Origin of the sequence: Komagataeibacter xylinus (genome assembly GCF_031081985.1) — a bacterium.
Lineage (GTDB): Bacteria > Pseudomonadota > Alphaproteobacteria > Acetobacterales > Acetobacteraceae > Komagataeibacter > Komagataeibacter xylinus_E.
Genome location: NZ_JARWSK010000009.1, coordinates 1 through 17,482, shown reverse-complemented (window position 1 = coordinate 17,482; position 17,482 = coordinate 1). Strand labels below are relative to the sequence as shown.

Genomic DNA, 17,482 nt, shown 5'->3' with positions numbered 1-17,482 from the left:
GGCCATCGCGCTCATAAAGCTGTTGCATTGAATGCGCGATCACATCTCCCTGCGGGTCAGCAGGTAATCCCCCCATTTTGAGTGGGGGGTTGAATGAGAATTCAGGCAGCATCCCCAGTAACAGGCAATACATCCCGTCAGGGGACACCGTTTTTAAAAGCGCCCGCCCCGGTCGCGATATGACCGGGAAAGGCTGTATTGTACATTCGCATCTGGCGCTCCATTGCCAACCATGCGCGCCACCTGGCTATCAGTGATTGACCAGGTCGCGGCTGCGCGCATATGCGGCTCTCTGACCGACCTGGCGCATCTGCGCCCGCAGTCCCTTTTTGCCGTGAACTGCCTCGGCTGGCTGATGACTGCCGCGATGGAAATCGGGATTGAAGGCAAGCCAGTTCATGTCCTGCTCCACCACCTGCATCGCGCGCTCCACCGCCTGCGGAATGGACGGATCGTTACCCATTTCCCACGCGGGATGTTCGTGCCCGATCACCACATGCACATCCACTTCGGCCTCATGGCCATATTCATCGCGGCCAATAAGGGCCAGATCGATGGAACCGGTGGCCTCATCTGGCGCGACCATGGAAAAGCAGCGGCGATCCGCATCGAACGAGACCCAGTCCGGCAACGGCGCGCCACCGGCCTGGCGTGCCGTAATGGTCAGGTTGAGGTCCGTGCCATCCGAACTGATGAAGGCGCCAGCAGGCACATCAACATCATATTGCTGGTTGGTTGTCACAAACCGGTAGAGCGACGTGCCGCGTATCCATGTCTGGTGCGCAACACCAAAGCCACGCTGGAACTCGTTCTCGAACCCGTCCTCCACCGATGTCTTGAGCAGGTCGGAGGAACTGAGGTCATTGTTGAGGGTCGAACCCGAAAGGGCGGGATTGCCCTCCTGCTGTGTCACGTTCGTGTTCAGTGCCACGGTGGTCTGCGAGACATGGCTGGTCTCATCAGCCATCAGCGCCGAGACATCGGCCACCTGTGCCGCCGTGCCCGTGGCCAGCGTGCTGTTGGTCTCGACCAGTGCGGCAGACAGCCCGCCCGGCGTGCCGGTAAAGCCGGTTACGGGCGCAAAATGCAGTTCCGCGCTGGCAGGCAGCACAAGGGCGGCGGTAGTGGAAACCGAGGTGCTGACATTCTGCCATGTCCGGCCCCCATCGGTTGAATACTGCCATGTGCCCTGCGTTGCCGGGTTGGCCGTATTGCCCACAATGGCAACGCCCTGCAGATGGTCGGCCACCGAGCCATCGGGGTTGGAGGCACTGCGCTGCTGATCGGTCTGATCGGAGAACGTTGGCCCGAACAGGGAGGATACGCTATCGCCCCTGACCTGCTGGTTGCTGGTATCGGCCGAAGGCAGTGTGGCGCTGCCGCTGGCTACCGGCGCGTCGTTGACCGGTGCCACACTGGTGCTCACCTGCACCGGCACCACGTCGAGCGCGGTGCCCCCGCCGGTGTTGCTGACATCAACCCCTGTGGTCACGCCGGTTATGGCATTACCCGCCACGGCCCTGCCATCCGCCCCCGTGAAGGCGGTGGCGGTCGTATTATCGATCACCGTTGCCGTAAACGAGATGTTGGACGGGTCGCCATTGAAGTTGGGCGCAGGCTGGAACCAGACCTGCGCATCATTGGGCAGGACCACGGCGCTGGTCGCAGAAAGATCGGTCGGGAGCGCCTGCGCCGCGCCACCGGGCACGGAATACATCCATGTCCCTTCGCTGGCGGGCGTGGCATTGCCGGTAATGGCAACGCCACCCACGCCATTGGGGTCGGTGGTGGTGAACAGTTGCGAGACCGTTTCCTTCGTGCCCGGCTGGTCTTCCGTGCCCGGGGGAATGGTTACAGCCGTGTGCGCATCCGGATTAACCTTGACATCCAGCGGCTGGCTGTTGGTGCTGACCGACCCGTTGGGGTGGTCCTGCTGCATCTGGGTTATGTTCACGCCCGTCAGGGCCGTGGCGGTGCCATCAAGCGCCTGCCCGGTCACGCTGGTGGCAACGCCATCGCTGGTGCCGGTCAGGGGCACGTCGGCCGAGGTCTCGACAACCTGCGTGGTCAGCCCGCCCGGCGTGCCGGTAAAGTTGGGCACGGGGTCAAAGCGCACCTTGGCCTGGTCGCCCAGTACCACGGCATTGCTGCCTGAAACATTGGCGGGCACGTCCGTCCATGTCTTGCCGCCATCGGTGGAATACTGCCACGTGCCCTCGGTTGCGGGGTTGGCCGTGTTGCCGGTAATGGCCACGCCGGCCAGATGGTCGGCAGTGGACCCGGTGGGATCGGCCGCGCCCTGCTGCGCATCGGACCCATCCTGCACGGCATTGGAGTACAGGTCTGCAACCGTGGTGCCCGTATTGGCGCTGTCAGCACTGTTGGAGGTCACATCAGGCAGCGTGTAGGCGCCACCCGAAGGGCCAGCCGCCATTGTCGGCGGGTCATTGACCGGCGTCACGGTGGTGGACAGGTCAACCGTGCCCTTGCTGAGCGCGGTCTGCCCGCCACGGGTCGAGACATCGGCCCCGGCTATCGCCATCGTGCCCGAATCAAGCGCGGCACCGGTCAGCGACGTGCCATCAGCCGTGGTCAGGGCCTGCCCGTTCGCTCCCACAAGGGCCGGGCTGCCTGATGCGGCGCCCGAATTGTCGATCAGCACGACCTTGAGGTCATCGCCACTGACAGGCTGGCCGTTATAGTTGGCCGCAGGCGTAAACTGCAGTTGCGCATCCTTGGACAGCACAAGGGCATTCGTGGTCGAGACGGCGGCCGAAAGCTGCGTCCATGTCTTGCCGCCATCGGTGGAATACGACCATGTGCCCGCAGCCGAGGGCGTGTAACCCACCACGGCCACGCCCGCCATGGTGTTGGCTGTGGAGCCATCGGGGTTGGTCGCACTGTGCTGCTGGTCGGTCTGGTCGGAGAAGTAGCTGCCAAACAGCCCCTGCACGCTTGTGGCCTGCGGCGTATCTTCCGTCACCTTCCACGAGGCGGGCTGGTCCCCCGTGACCGGGGTTGCGCCGGGGGTGGTGTTATCGGCCACCACGTTCGGGGCGTCGTTCACGTTGTCATCCATCAGCACAACGCTATCCGTGGCTGCCGAATAGGCGGAACCCGGCGTGTTGGTGCCCGTGCCCAGCCCTGCGGTGGCAGGCAGGGCGGAAATGCTGCCATTGGCCGCGCCATCAAACTGGTCCCATGCGCGGAAGGTCAGGGCATCATTGACCTTGCCGTTCCAGTTCGGGTCGGTGGACTGGAAATAGACCCGTGCCTGCCCGTTATCGATCAGGTGCAGGGCATTGCCACTGCCAACTGCATTGCTTGCACCGCTGCCGGCGAATTCGGTCCATGTCTTGCCGTTATCGGTGCTGTACCACCATGTGCCGTGTGTGGTATCGGCGCTGGTAATGGCAATGCCGGGCAGCGACGTGGCGCCTGCGGCACCCTGGCCGGTCAGGCCCGCGCCATCGGGGTCGGTCACGTTGCCTGCGCCACCTGTTGCCCCTGCATAGCCCACAAGCTGCGAAACTGCCGTGCCCACCGCGCCCTGCGGCGGCGCGGAGTCCTCCTGCGCATCGTTGAGGGAAACCGGGACCGAGGGATCAAGCACCGGGGAGTCATTGGCAGCCGTAACTGCAATGGTGCCATTGGTGACGATGGGCGTGTTCGCCCCGTTTTCATAAACCGATATGCTCACATTGCGCGTGCCCTCGATGGGCGTATCAGAACTGTCGTAATATTTCAGGCTGGCCAGCGTGGCCTGCCAGTTCTTGAGCGTGGTAGCGGTGCCCGCAGTCAGGGTCAGGGTACCAGTTGCGCTGTCGAGGCTCGCGGTAATGCCGCCCGCCGTGGTGGCGGCCAGCACGTCCTCCGCCGTGGCGGAACCGATCTGCACCGTTACTTTCTGGATCGACCCCGCACCCGTGCCCGATGCATCCTCCACCGAGACATAGGAGCCAAGCGCGGTTGCCGATGCCGCGGCCGGGGTGTCATTGGGTTCGGTAAAGGTGGTGGCAAAGGTGCTGCCGCCAACACTCACATGCGTGAACATGGGCGCGCTGGTCTGCACGCCCCCCGTACCCTGTGCGCCCGTGGTGGCCTGCTGGCCCGCAAGGTCGGTATTGCCATCCGAGAACGTGGCTCCGAGCGTGACATCAAGCTGCGTTGCCGGATCGCTCGCGGTGGGCGTGTAGGTATAGGTCAGGTCCTGCGCCAGTGTGGCGATGCTGGTCTTGGTGGCGGAGGCATTGAACGTGAACTGCAGCACGCCGCCCGTGTCGGTATAGGTGCCGATTACGGTGTTGTTCACGCTCACCTGTCCGCCCGCCATGCTCACGTCGGTGCCCGTCGCGCCAAAGCTATCGGTGCCCGAGGGGGCGGCCTTGCCATCAACATAGCGCTGCACCGTCAGCATGGTACCGGCATAGCTGTAGGTGCCGCTTTCCTTCGTGGTCAGCGTATCGAGTTCGTGGTCATCCACCGTGATCCCGCCATCACCAATTGCCGTGGCGGTGCCGGTAGTGGTGACGTGGGGCGTGGTATCCTGCCAGCCTGTTATGGTGGGCGCGGTATCGGGCAGTTCATAAGCCAGGTCGGCATGGGTTGCGCTCATGCCACTGGCTGAATCCGCATCGGGGCTGACAGCGGTCGTGGCAGATGTTACCGCGCCATCATGGTTGTAGACCTCCGTCTCGCTGGCGGGCACGCCATCCGTGCCCCCCGTGGTCGGCACGGTAATTTCCGCAATGGAGGATGTGGGCGTGCCATAAACCGGCACAAGCGCTGCATAGTCGCCGCTGGCATCGGTCGTAATGCCGGTCTGCACAAGGCCGGTGGCATAGGTGCCATCCTGCCCGCGCGCGGTCACCGTAACGCCTACGCCCTTCAGCGCGGTATCGATGGTACTGTCATAAGTGCCCGGCGTATTGCCCAGCGCCTGCCAGATCTGGCCCGACAGCGTGCCAAGACCCATCGTGACCGAGCGCTCATAGGTATCGGCGGAGTTGGTGCCTGCCTTGCCATCCTGCCCGGCCGAGCCATCGCGGCTCTGGTCCGTTGCGCCTGAAGTGGCGGGCGTGGCTCCGGCCAGTGATTCCCACGTTACATTGGTCGTGGTCTGCGCCAGCCCCTGCGTCAGGTCGGACAGCTTGACCGTATAGGTTACGGTCTCGCTGGCACCGGCGGCCAGTGTCAGACCGTTGGTGGTCACGCCTTTCGCATCGGCAGCCGCCACGCTGCCGCTGGCATTGATCGTGGTGTCCACCGTGCCTGCACCCGTAGCCACGACAGCGCCGTCAACGGTTTCCTGCCCTGCCACCAGCGGGTCATTGAGGGCGACATCATAGGCCGTGGCATCGCCAGTATTGGTCAGGGTATCGGTAAAGGTGACGGTATCATCAGTGTAGTTGATCGCGGTGACCGCCTTGCCCAGCGAGACGGTGGGTTCCCTGACCGTTTCGGTGATGGTGGATGCGGGGGTGGACGTGGTTGATGTGGGCGTTGGTGACGTACTGGCCGTCAGGCTCTCGCTCAGGGCGGTGCCATCCTTGTTGGCCGTGGTATTGAGCACCGTGCCCGCCACCTGGATGATGGCATAGTTGGGAACGGATGACGTATCGTTGTTGGTGACCGTGCCGAGATTGATGGTGAGCACGGTCTGGCCGGCGGAATCCGTTGTCACGCCGGTTATGGCCGCGCCACTGCTGTTGAGCGCGGCCTCCGCCGCACTCGAAAGCGTGAAGGTCTTGCCGTCCACCTGCACGGCCGATGTTGTCCCTTCCGCAAGCTGCGTGGCACTGCCAAAACCGGATGATATGACTTCCCCGTTCGGGCTGGCCAGCAGCAGGCGCAGCGATGTGGGGTCAAGCTGCACGTTGTCCGGCACCTTGAGGGTCAGCGTCACATCCTGGTTCTGCCCTTCAGGGATCGAGACCTCGCCCTGCAGGGTCACCTGGTCGCCAGGCACGGCATTGGCCGCCGTAACGGACTTAGTGGGGGAAATGCCGCTGCTGGTGCCGTTGCTTTCACCAACAATGTCGAGCACGGAAGTGAAGTTGCCAACCGCTGGCGCGTCGCTGACCGTGCCCTTGAACGCTTCAGGCACGTCCTGCGGTGTAACAGGCGCCCCCCCCGACCCGGACGGGGTGCCCGAGGGCGGTGTGAATTCGTTGCTCTTGGGTGCCGAATGCCAGGTGTAGTTGTCCGTTACCGCAAGCTTCGTGCCTGCAGGCAGGTCGGAGGCGACCGTGCCGGTAATGGTGTAGGTGACCGGGGCATCGGTAGGGGCGAGAGAGGCAAGCTGGGACAGGGCGACGGATGTCTGCCCGGCAGCGACGGTGATGGTCTGCCCCCCGCCGGTGATGGTGACGTCCTTCAGATCCGAGGGCAGCGTGATGGCATGATCGACGTCATAGGCCGTGACATCACCATTGTTGCTCAGCTTCAGGGTATAGGTGACCTGCTGGCCGCTGTACAGCGGCTGGCCGTTGGTGTCATCGGTAATGGTTTCGGTCAGGGAGGGCTTGCGCTCGGTTACGGTCACGTCGGCAGGGCCGGCCTGCTCGGCCACGGTGCTCGTGTCATCATGCGCGCTGTAGTTCAGCACCGCCGATGACGTGATCGTGGCGGCATTGGCTGGCGCATTGTTCTCGCCATAATAGCCGTTATAGGCCAGCGTTATGGTGCCGGGCGTGGAACTGGAATTGGTGACCGTCTTGCCAAGGTCAAAGGTAAGGGTGGTGGTGCCATCGGCGTTCCTGACCGCCGTGGGCGCAGGCAGGTTGCCGCTGGCATCGGCGCCTGATGCGGTCGCGCCGGTCAGGGTAGCGGTAAAGCCCCCGGCATAGTCCATGCCAGCGGGCAGGGTTTCCACCACCGTCACATCACCCGCGCCATTGCTGAGCGTACCCTCGGGCACGGTTACGGTAATGGTGGTGGTGCGCGTCTCGCCGCTGACAATGGTGCCGCTGGAGGTGGCTGTATCCACGCCATCATTTTCAGGCAGGTTTGAGGGGCCGATGGTCTTGCTGATGGTGGGCGTCTGCAGGGTGATGCTTGCCGGGTCGGTCAGGTCAGATGCCTGCCCGCCAAGCGGCACGCCATTGGTCACGAACCCGTCGCCCTGCGCAACCGCGCCGGGGCTGTTGCCAAAGTTCACCACGTTTGCGCTGGCCACCAGCGTATCGCCCAGGTTCTGGCCGGTGGGCAGGGCCAGGTCATAGGTAATGGTCAGGTCCTGCCCCTTGGCCAGGACTGCAGCGGTGGCCGAGGTGGCCGGTATGGTCAGGCCGCCGGTGGTGAAATAGCTGCTGGCCGCAGTCGTGGCATCCGCCGCCGAGGAATAGACCACCGTGCCATCGGGGCGCGTGATCTGGAAATTCTTTACATTCGCCGTAGAGAACCCGGCAGGCAGGGTGCCCGATACCGTCAGGTCGTACATGCCGGCCGAGCCGGTATTTTCCACCGTGGAGGCAATGCGCACCGTGTCGCCGCCCTCGGCCCCCGTGGCATTGAGGTCATTGACCGCGCCAAGGCCGCTCACGCCACCTGCGGGAACCGATGTATAGGCCCCCCCATCCGATCCCGCCGCGTTGAAGGTGGTGGTGGGATTGGTATCCGTCCCTTCACCCGTTGTCTGGGGCGTGTAGGTGACGGATTTGTCCGCACTGGCGCCGTTCATGACTGATACCACGCCCGTCTTGATCTCGGCCGCAGGCTCGGCAACGGTAACCGACTGCAGGGTGGACTGGGCGGTCTGGGCATTCTGCCCATTGGTCAGGGTGGACTGCTCCTGGCTGGTCAGGCTCAGGCCATCGGCAAAGGGGCTTGAGGTTGCATTGAGGGTAAACAGCACGGCGACCTGCTTGCCAGCATCACTCGTGGCAAGCGTGTTGCTGTTGCCCATATCAAAGCTGATGCTGTTATTCGCGGACTGCGTCGAGACCGTGACCTTGCCCGGATCGACACCGTTTGGCACGCTCACCACGCTGTAGGTGCCAGCCGCCTGTTGGGTCGGGTCCGTGCTGTCGGAAGCCGTGAAAGCAGAATCACCGGTGCCCGTGGGGTTGCTCGTGTCATAAAGCGGCAGAGGCAGGTAAGACGAGAGGTTGAGGTCAGTATAGGTGCCGGTCTGGAGGGTATAGGTTGCCTCGTAAGTCACCTTGTCACCCGCATGGATGACAGGCGTAGTCGTGTCATCCACGGCAACGCCATTGATGGCCACGATCTTCAGCCCCGTCGTGCCCTCGGGCACGGAAAGCGTATTGCTTGAACCATCCTGCACCTGAGAGGTGGTGCCATCGGGACCTGTTGCCTGCGCGCTGACACTCACGCTGCTGCTGATCGTATCGCCTTCGGTCACCGGGGTATTTGTGGCCGTATAGTTCTCGTTTACCGTGCTGGCATAGCTGATCGTGCCCTGCTTGCCCGCCCCCATGGCTGGCAGCTTATTATCGGCCAGATACTGGGCGATGTTCATTTGCACCACGGTCTGCCCGTTATCGCCCGGCGTGGCCGACCAGTAGGCGCTGCCCAGTTGCACGGTATGGGACGTGCCGGTGGCATCGGTATAGGTAAAGGTGGGGCTGGTGCCCGGCTTCAGGGTCTGGCCATCGCTCAGCGTGGTGGTGACCACCATGCCGGTGCTGGAATAGTAGTCCGAATTCTCGATATGGATATCATGCGTGATGGTATCGCCGGGCATGACCTGCCCGGCGGCCAGGCCGGTGGCGCTGCCATCCGCATTCGTGATCGTATCCGTCTCCTGCACCGCGAAGGCCTTGGCGTTGAACGTGGTGGGGACCGTGTCCACCGTCTGGTCCAGCGCAACGGGCGTGGCGGTCTGACCCTCTGCCACGGGCGGGGTCCAGGTGCCGGTATAGGATATGGTCGCACCCGAAATGGTGGTGGGCGATGTGATGCCGCCAGAAGCATTGAGGATTGAATTCCCGGCCGCATCCGTCTGGCCCACATAGACCGGAATATCAATCTTGTAGGGCGCATTTGCGCTGTAGGCCACGCTATCGAGCGTAATCTTGACCGATCCGCCTTCCTTTGAGCCATCAGCGGGCGGCACATAGGTGGCCGTGCCGCTGATGGTCGAGCCATCGGCCCCGGTCAGGGTAATGGGGCTGTTGTTGTAATTGACGCTGTCAGGCAGGGTGACATTGAGCGTCATGTCCTTGATGGCGTTGGCCTGCGTTGCTTCGGCAGGGGTGACGGTCACCTCGTAGGTAGCGGGATAATCCGGGCCAGTGGGCACCTCATCCTCGCCACGCGGCGAGGTCAGGATACCGGCGGTCACCTGCACGAGGTTCTGGGCAACGGTATTGGTTGCGACAGCCCCCTGGATGGTCGGGTCAGTGCCGGGGTCATTGAGCGCATCGGCGCCATACTGGTAACCACCGGCGGCAGCGATGGTAATGGGGGTGCCAGTACCTGTAGGCGCATCGACGGACTCGGTCGTGTTATTGGCAAAACTGGCCGTAAGGGTGAGGGTTGGCTGCTTGGGCGTGTAACTGCCGAACGGCAGGGAAACCACATACATGGTATCGCCCGCCTTGAAACCCGCAGGCGCCGTAACAAACTGCGGCTTGCCATCCGTGCCGCTGCTGTAGGGATTATAGGCTCCGACCTTGCCATCGACATCCACCAGCGTGACAGCCTTGGCGGACAGGCTCTGGCCCAGATAGGTTACAGAGGTAAGCGGGGTATCCTGTGTTGCGTTGGTTGGCGCGAATATCTCGACAAAAGGCGCATAGCCCACGCCATTGGACGCATTGTTGGAAAAGGTGATGGTCTGGGAAAAGGTATTGCCCAGCAGGTTGCTGGTATCGGTGGGGCTTGAAATGGTGACGGTAGCCGTCGGGCTGTCGAGCACGCTGTCATAACCGGCCTCGGCCGCAGCCGAGAAGGGTGCATCCACGGCATTGCCATCCAGCCCGGCCGTGCGCTCCAGTGTCCAGTCACCCCCCAGCACGCCAAGGCCCGTGGCATCGGTCGAGGCGGCGACACCCGCGCCGGTCAGGGTGTGCAGGTCCTCGACCAGCGCCTGACCGGCAGCCCCCTGCCCCACATCGCAGCCCCAGAACAGGATCTGCCCCTTCGCCCCCAGCGCATCGCCCCACTGCGCCACCTGCGTGCTGTCCGCCATGAGGGTGGCGGCATTGATGGTGGTGCTGCCAAGCTCGATCTGGCCTGCCTGCCCGTAGGTGAGGAAGCTGACACTGTTGAGGTTGTGCTGGTGCGACAGCACGCGCGAGACGACGGACATGCCATCACGCGTATTGTCCACCACCACCACGCCCACGTTATTGCCAAGCGAGGCCGTGAGTTCGCGCCAGTCGCTGACCCGGGAATCTACAAAGACGATATCGGTAAAACTGTCTTTTTTTCCACCATTGCGATCATGCACTGACTTATCTGTACCAGTGGTTGCAGGTAAATCCGGCAGGGAACCGACGGCTTCATCCACAACAGGGGCATCATGAGCATTTTCCCCCTGATTCTCGTGATGGTGCCTGTCCGCCCCATGGTGATGGGAGACATGCGCCACGCTGCCATCAAAGAGATATCTCTGCTCAAGAATCAGACGCATGAAAAAACCATTTTTATCAACAATTTGTTTAGGAATACCAGGTTATGGTTTCCATGAGATGAATCATTTCCACCCAGCAGGGCGCTACGACTGCATTTTCAATTCCCGCATTCCATCTACAATTTTTTTTCTCGTGTTACAACGAATGAAGTTGACAAAAATGTGTGCGCCCCATAACTACCATGCCGTGCCCGGTATCGAGCGCAGAGTAACTGCAAAATAGGCGGAATTACCAAGCCGTACCTATATATAGATCTATACAGTTCTATATGATCAGGTAACCATAATACTGTTCCCGCCATCTTGCGTTGAAATTTTTCTTGACGACCTGAATACAACCCGGAAATTCATGGTAAATCCTGTGACGCATCAGCTTACCCGTGGTAAAATACGTCTGGTCTCCTGCGCCGCGCTTTCGACAGTCATGCTGCTGGCAGGGTGCGGCATGCGGCCCAAGCCCATGCCCCTGGCCGATCATATCAAACGTGCCGATGCCGATCACGCCACGATCGAGGCGCGTTACCTGCCGCTCGATGGTGAACTGACACTGGGCACCGCCATCGCGCGCGCGCTCAAGTTCAACTATGACTCACAGGTCGCCAAGCTTGAGATCAACCAGCAGGAAAAGCAGCTTGATCTGGCCCTGATGCAGATGCTGCCGCACCTTGCGGCCGATGCGGGCTATACCGACAGAAGCAACAACAATGCTGCTGAAAGTATTGATGAATTCAGCAACCAGCGCTCGCTGGATTATTCCTATTCCGAAATGCCCAGCCATGGCAGCGGCGATATCAGCTTTTCATGGAACGCGATGGATGCGGGGATCAGCTATTTCTCCGCCCGCCAGCAGGCTTTCCGCGCCCTGATTGCCGTCGAGCGCCGCAGGCGCGCCATCAATGATCTGGTCAAGGCCGTAACCACCAATTACTGGGAGGCTGCCGCAGCCCAGGTCATGCTGCCCCGCCTTGATCCCATCATCCACGATGCGGAGACCATGCTGGCGGCATCGCAGGATGCCGGCAACGCGCACCTGCAGTCTCCCCTTACGCTGCTTGATTACCAGCAGAACATCATCCAGATCTTGGGTGAGATGCGGCGCATCAAGGATGAGCTGGTTGGCGCGCAGATCCAGCTCGCCTCGCTCATCAACGTGCCGCAGGATGAAAAGCTCAACCTCGCCACCCACCCGCAGGACGTGCAGCCACTGGGCAACCTCGACATTCCCACGCTGGAGCGCATGGGGCTGGTCATGCGCCCCGAACTGCGCATGGAAGTGTACCAGCAGAAGGTTGACCGGCAGGATGTCTATAAGGAAATCCTGAAGATGATGCCCGGTATCGGCGCCATCGGGAACGGCAACTTTGATTCGAATGCGCTGCTTTACCACCACATCTGGGGGCAGATCGGGGTGCGGGCGACCGTCAACCTGATCAACATGATCCAGGGGCCGCGCGCCATCGCGGTGGCCAAGGGCAATGTCAAGCTCTCGGAAATGCGTCGCCTGGCGCTGAGTGTCGCCATTCTGGCCCAGATCAACCTGAGCGCGCAGAAATACGTCACGGCGGTGGATTTCCTCAAATCCTCGCGGCAGATCAACGATGTGAGCCTGCAGATGGAGCAGCTTGCCGTCTCCGCCTCCGCCGCAGGCGCGCAGTCCGAGGCCAATCGCGTGCGCCACCAGATGGCGGCCCTGCTCGGCCAGCTTGAATACAGCCGCAGCCTTGCCCATACACATCAGGCGCTGGCCAACCTGTATGCTTCCATCGGCGTGGATCTTGTGCCTGCCAATGCCGATATTCAGGATCTCAAGCACCTGACGGCGCAGGTCAAGCATTCCATTGCCCTGTGGGAAAACGGCCGCCTGCCTGACCTGACGCTGCCCGATAATGTCAGGAAACCGGATGCGGGCAACAGCACGGCACCCGTCGCGGTGCCGGTGCCGCAGGCTGCACCGCCTTCCACCCCTGTCGCGCAGACGGATACGGCACAGCCTGCCGCTACACCCGGCTGATCTGCCATTTTGAATATTATTACTAATAAGTAATGTTTAAGGCCCCGTCGCCCCGGGCGGTCATGGTGCCTTATTATTCCGGAAGGCCGGTTGCATATATGCGTATATATTCGTTTATCTCGGCACTGTTGCTTGGCCTTGCACCCGGCACGGTCCTGGCCCAGACAGCACGCCCGGTCGCTCCCGCTGACACGACACCGACCGCCACGGTACCTGTCGCGCAACCTGATATGCCCCCCACATCGGAGCCGGACAGCACGGCGGTCCATGCCCCGAGCGTACAGGTCACCGCGCCCATGAGTGCGCAGATCAGCGCCAGCATGTCGGGCCAGCTTGAAAAATTTCCCTTGCGCGACGGTGACCATTTTCACAAGGGCGATGTCCTTGCCGAGTTCCGCTGCGGCCAGCAGAAGGCAACCCTTGCCCACGCCCATGCCGAATACATCAAGCGTCGTGGCCTGCTTGATGTGCAGAACAAGATGAAGGCGCTCGGGCAATGGAGCGTATCGGACCTGCGCTCGGCGGCAGCCGATGAACAGGCAGCCAATGCCGATCTGGAAATGGCCAACGCCGTTGTGGCCCAGTGCGTGATCCAGGCTCCGTTTGACGGGCGTGTCTCCAACACCATGGTGCATAATTACCAGTATCTTTCAGCCGGAACCCCCATGCTGGAAATACTGGATGATACCTCGCTTGAACTGTCCATGATCGTCTCATCCATGGAACTGCGCCATCTGCAGCCCGGCACGCCGTTCAAGGTTCATATACTGGAGACGGATGCCACCTACCCGGCAACCGTCAGCCGCATTTCGGGCAAGGTGGACCCTGTCAGCAAGACCATCAAGGTCTATGGCAAACTGACCCGCCCCGCCCCTGACCTGCTACCGGGCATGACGGGAGAAGCCCAGTTCGGTCAATGATAACGGATGGCTGACGGATCATGACCTCCTCCCCGCCTGATCCCGCACGCCTGCAGCAGGGCCGGCAGGCTGCATTGCTGCGGCTGTCAGCCCTTGTGCATCTGTGCGAGCGCCTGCGGACCTGCCCGCCTGATGAACTGGATTTCGTGCTGGTCAACGAAAGCCATAATCTCCTTCCCTACCAGCAGGCCGCCCTTTACCGCACGGACAAGGCGGGGATAGCCGCCATCTCCGGCACGGCGGTGTTCGATTCTGCCGCCCCCTATGTGCGCTGGCTGGGCCGCGTGTTCGAGAGCATTACGCCACAGGCGCAGGCCAGGGTGCTTGATGTCGCGACCCTGCCGGCCACGCTGCGCGATGAATGGGCGCAATGGATGGCCCCTCATGCCGTGCTCATTCCGCTGCTGGGGCGGCATGGCCAGGTGGGCACGCTGCTTGTCGCGCGGGCAGATGCATGGACACCGCCCGATATTCAGGCCCTGGGCATGATTGGCGGCGAATATGCGGAAAGTCGGCAGCTTATCGCCTCCCAACCGCCCAGGCCACGCGATACACGAATGCGCAGGCGCATTGGCGCCATGCTGGCGGCTGCCGTGCTGGTGGCGTGCTACCCGGTCCATTCATGGATTCTGGCTCCGGCTGAAGTCGTGCCGGTTGCCCCCACTTTCGTGCGCGCGCCCTTTGCCGGTATCGTCCACCAGCTTGATGTCGCTCCCAATACAGCCGTGCAGGCCGGTACACCGGTCGTGGAACTGGAGCGTGCCCAGCTTGAAAGCCAGTACCTTGTTGCCCGCAAGGCGCTGGAAGTGGCCCGCACCCAGTATGATGAAGCCATTCAGGCAGGCATGCTTGATGCCAAGGCCCGCGCGCAGGCGGGTGAACTCAAGGGCCGCATTGATGAGGAAGCGGCCCAGATGCGCTACCAGAGCGAATTGCTGCATCGCGCCACCCTGACCGCCCCGATAGACGGGCTGGCGCTTTATAACGACCCTTCCGAATGGATAGGCCGCCCGGTGGAAGCTGGCGAGCGCATTCTCATGGTTGCGCCCGCCCTGTCGCGCCGGATCGAGATCCGCCTGCCCGCAACCGAGGCCGCACATTTCGCCCCCGATGCGCGCGTACGTTTTTTTGACAATGTGCACCCCAATCATCCGGCGGAGGGGCATCTGGTCTTTACCTCCTATGCCAGCACATCGACCCCTGCGGGCACGCTGGCCTATACCTTGCGTGCCGATCTGGATAGCGACATCCGCCTTGGCCTGCGCGGCACTGCGCGCATCTACGGCCCACGGCACATGCTGGTGCTCTGGGCTTTGCGCAAACCACTGGGCGTGGTCCGACAATGGCTTTCCTTCTAGCTGGCCCGGCAGAAGACGCATGAGCGCCCCTGCCCTCTGGCCTGCCCTGCGTGATGACCTTGAACTGTTACGGGGCCCCGTCGTAACCGGCGCGCCAACATGGAGCCTCTATGACCCCGCCCGCCACCGTTACGTGCGCCTTGGCAGCATGGAAATGGAAATCCTGCAACGCTGGGACCTGGCTGACCCGGACACCATTGCCCGCATTGTGCGTGAACAGACCACGTTTGATACGCAGTCAGCCGATGTCATGGCCTTTGCCGCCTTCGTGCAACAGGCCGGACTGACTACGGCGCAGACCAGCGCAGACACCGCCTTGCTGGCCCGGCAGGCGCGCAAGCCGCCATTGCTGTCATGGATCCTGCATCATTATCTTTTCCTACGGGTACGGCTATGCAATCCCGATCCCGTTCTTAAACGCTGCGTGCCGCTAACGGACTGGCTTTTTACCCGCAGGTTCTGCATCGGGCTGGCACTGGCAGTGGTGTTGGCGGTCATTCTGGTCGTGCAGCAATGGAGCCTTTACGCCGCGGGGTTCATGCATCTCATCACGCCGCAGGGCGCAATCGGCATTGCCCTGGCGCTGGCATGCAGCAAGATGGTGCATGAACTGGGCCACGGCATTGCGGCACGACATTTTGGCTGCCGGGTACCCGCCATGGGGGTGGCCTTTCTGGTGCTGTGCCCTGTTTTATGGACCGATACCACCGATGCATGGCGACTGGTCCGCGCACGCGACCGACTGGTGATCGACTGTGCCGGCATGGTGGCCGAAATCATGCTGGCCACGCTGGCCACCATTATCTGGAGCATTGTACCCGACGGGCCGCTGCGTGATGGCCTGTTCACGTTAAGCAGTTCAACATGGATTTTGACCCTATCGGTCAATCTCAGCCCGCTGATGCGGTTTGACGGGTATTATATCCTCTCCGACCTGATGGGTATTCCCAACCTGCAGGAACGTGCATTTGCATGGACACGCTGGCGCACCCGCAGGTTCCTGTTTGGCAAGGACACGCCTCCACCTGAGGTCTTTCCCGCACGCAGGGGCATCATGCTGGTGGGCTACAGCCTTGCCACATGGCTTTACCGTTTCTTTCTGTTCACCGGCATTGCGCTGGTTGTCTATCATGCGGTTTTTCCCGCGCTGGGCGTGGTTCTGATGGGCATTGAAATCTGGTTCTTTGTTGCACGCCCCATCATGGGAGAGCTGGCGGAATGGGCACGCCAGGCCCTGCATGCCCCCGGCAGCCGCCGCGTGCACGTTACCGGTGCGGCGTTTGCCATATTGATTGCCCTTCTTGTACTGCCATGGAGCCACACTGTCCGCGCACCTGCCGTATTGCGGGCGCAAGGGCAGAGCATGCTTTACACGCAGGACCCGGGACAGGTGGTGCACCTGCTGCCCACAGGCAGCCTGGTACGGGCAGGCGAGACCGTGGCCGAACTCCGCTCCCCCCAGCTTGACCATGACCGTGCCGTGTCAATGGCACGACTGGCAACGCTGGAAGCCACATTGTCGGAGCGGATGTTTGGCGTGGAAGATACGGCCTCGCTTGATGATACGCGTGACAGGATCGAGCAGGAAACAGCCGAGCGCCTGCGGGCGGAAGCCGCGATAAGGCAGTTGACCCTCACCGCGCCCTTTGACGGCATGCTGGTGGATGTTCCACCGGAAATCCATGTTGGCGATACATTGAAACAGCATGATTATATTGGCTCAATCATAACCGAAGACCACGCCGCCGTTGAAGCATATGTGTATGAAACGGACATCAGCTTCATACAGTCCGGCGCAAAGGCCAGTTTTATGGCCGACAGCCCTGGTGCCAAGCAGATTACGGGGCATGTACAGTCGATTTCGGTAGCATCAGTTCCTGAAATCGATGCGCTGGAACAGGCCTCCCTTTATGGCGGGCATATCAAGGCACACCGGGACGAGACCAGCCACAGGATCGTGCCGGAGGAAGCGGTTTATCAGGTTATGATCCTGCCTGATGGGCCGCTGCCACCAATCAGGCGGCGCATCAGGGGAATGGTCCGCATACACGCCACCGCCACCAGCTTCATACAACGGACCTATCGCAAGATTGTCTCGGTCTTTATGGGAGAAGCCGGTCTGTAGCAGCAATATGCAGGATCTATTATTAGATTGATGCATATGCTGAGTTCTGGCGGTTATCGGCGCATTCCTGTGCGGAGAAGCATTTGATGAGTGAGCCGATGCATTTCGATACTGAGTCCGTCGCTTGCGCGCAACGTCAGGCCGATCCTGCCCGGAGGGCATTACGCTTTTTTGGGAGCTGATCCCTTCGGCTTGAAATAAGCGCGACAGCATTCCCATGTCGGCCTGAACGCCACGCTCGTCGCGCAGTCGGATCGACAGCGCTGCGAGGTGCATGTCAGATTTGGCATCAATGATGGCCGGCAGCCAAGCTCGTTCAGGCCTGGTTTTTGACGGACGGTGCCCACCGGCTTACCTTTCCGTCTGTTTCCTATATGTTTCCTACGGTAGATTTCGGGCACAAAAAAAGCCACCCTTATGGGGTGGCTTTTCTGTTGTCTTATCAGACACGTATATATGGTTGCGGGGGCA

6 protein-coding genes are annotated in these 17,482 nt (G+C 61.6%); 5 read left to right on the top strand and 1 reads right to left on the bottom strand.

The annotated features are described in order from the left end of the window. Positions 1-250: 250 nt before the first annotated feature. Positions 251-10,414: a DUF4347 domain-containing protein gene (locus tag QEG70_RS14935; RefSeq protein ID WP_308721334.1), complete on the bottom strand. Its 10,164-nt coding sequence runs from the start codon at positions 10,412-10,414 to the stop codon at positions 251-253. A gap of 72 nt (positions 10,415-10,486) precedes the next feature. Between QEG70_RS14935 and QEG70_RS14930 the strand changes: the two genes are divergently transcribed. The 5 genes from QEG70_RS14930 to QEG70_RS14910 all read left to right on the top strand — a co-directional run bounded on the left by QEG70_RS14930 (position 10,487) and on the right by QEG70_RS14910 (position 17,011). Further along, complete coding sequence (locus QEG70_RS14930) at positions 10,487-10,654, top strand: hypothetical protein (RefSeq protein WP_308721333.1); 168 nt, start codon at positions 10,487-10,489, stop codon at positions 10,652-10,654. A gap of 292 nt (positions 10,655-10,946) precedes the next feature. Then, complete coding sequence (locus QEG70_RS14925; protein ID WP_308721332.1) at positions 10,947-12,608, top strand: TolC family protein; 1,662 nt, start codon at positions 10,947-10,949, stop codon at positions 12,606-12,608. Between the two features lie 98 nt (positions 12,609-12,706). Continuing rightward, positions 12,707-13,528 carry an efflux RND transporter periplasmic adaptor subunit gene (locus QEG70_RS14920; RefSeq protein WP_308721331.1) on the top strand — a complete coding sequence of 274 codons (822 nt, stop codon included), beginning with the start codon at positions 12,707-12,709 and terminating at the stop codon, positions 13,526-13,528. A gap of 20 nt (positions 13,529-13,548) precedes the next feature. After that, complete coding sequence (locus QEG70_RS14915; RefSeq protein WP_308721330.1) at positions 13,549-14,886, top strand: efflux RND transporter periplasmic adaptor subunit; 1,338 nt, start codon at positions 13,549-13,551, stop codon at positions 14,884-14,886. 19 nt (positions 14,887-14,905) lie between these two features. Next, a complete protein-coding gene (locus QEG70_RS14910) occupies positions 14,906-17,011 on the top strand; it encodes an HlyD family efflux transporter periplasmic adaptor subunit (protein ID WP_308721329.1) in 2,106 nt (701 codons plus the stop codon). The last annotated feature ends 471 nt before the right edge of the window (positions 17,012-17,482 follow it).

Bases quoted from the DNA above. Each gene is read 5' to 3' on its own strand.
- QEG70_RS14930 (WP_308721333.1), top strand. From the start codon at position 10,487: ATGAGCATTTTCCCCCTGATTCTCGTGATGGTGCCTGTCCGCCCCATG.
- QEG70_RS14925 (WP_308721332.1), top strand. From the start codon at position 10,947: ATGGTAAATCCTGTGACGCATCAGCTTACCCGTGGTAAAATACGTCTG.
- QEG70_RS14920 (WP_308721331.1), top strand. From the start codon at position 12,707: ATGCGTATATATTCGTTTATCTCGGCACTGTTGCTTGGCCTTGCACCC.
- QEG70_RS14915 (WP_308721330.1), top strand. From the start codon at position 13,549: ATGACCTCCTCCCCGCCTGATCCCGCACGCCTGCAGCAGGGCCGGCAG.
- QEG70_RS14910 (WP_308721329.1), top strand. From the start codon at position 14,906: ATGAGCGCCCCTGCCCTCTGGCCTGCCCTGCGTGATGACCTTGAACTG.